A 776-nucleotide genomic window follows, 5' to 3' on the forward strand; every position below is an offset into this window, starting at 1 on the left:
AATCATAACCACCGGCTTAGCCGGTGGTTTGCACTGCCCCTATAAGGGGCTCATCCCTGCTTGCGCCCGGAAGGCGCACTGAGAGGGCCCGCCTCTTGCACTGCTTTTCACAGGCTGGCCCTAAAGGGCCTTTCTCAGTGCCTCCTACTTCCTGCGCATCCCCTTGGGATTTGCTTATTGCTTCTTTTCCCGGCCTAGCCTTTTAGGCTTATTTTTTTCTGCCTTTTTTTACCGGCTCACCCGTAAACGGGTCTATATATTCATTTAACGTTAACTGATCATATTCTAAATCATTTTTTAATTGATTCTGAATATATTCTTGTATCTTCTTTGCATTTTTCCCTACCGTATCTACATAGTATCCTCGACACCAGAAATGGCGATTCCCATACTTGTATTTCAGATTTGCATGCTTCTCAAATATCATGAGCGATGACTTTCCTTTTAAATACCCCATTATTTCTGATACGCTATATTTAGGTGGTATTCTTACTAACATATGAACGTGATCTTTACAGCACTCTGCTTCTATTATTTCAATTCCTTTTCTTTTGCATAACATACTTAATATTTCTGCTACATCTGCTTTTATTTGTCCATATATTACCTGTCTACGATATTTTGGTGCAAAAACTAAATGATACTTGCATTCCCATGTTGTATGACTTAAACTGTTCTTATCCATTTTGGATACCTCCTTGATAATATTATGTGAGTTTTGCGGACCCACTTTTATATTATCACAGGAGGTTTTTTACTTGAAGCTAAAGCTACTC

The 776-nt window shown here is 39.3% G+C and carries 1 protein-coding gene; it reads right to left on the reverse strand.

The window, feature by feature from the left end:
• Nucleotides 1-208: 208 nt before the first annotated feature.
• On the reverse strand, nucleotides 209-685 hold the full coding sequence (tnpA, locus tag KQI39_RS17160) for an IS200/IS605 family transposase (protein WP_216419778.1): 477 nt from the start codon (nucleotides 683-685) through the stop codon (nucleotides 209-211).
• Between the last annotated feature and the right edge of the window lie 91 nt (nucleotides 686-776).

The sequence above is a fragment of the Blautia sp. MSJ-36 genome, from assembly GCF_018917985.1.
GTDB lineage: Bacteria > Bacillota > Clostridia > Lachnospirales > Lachnospiraceae > Blautia_A.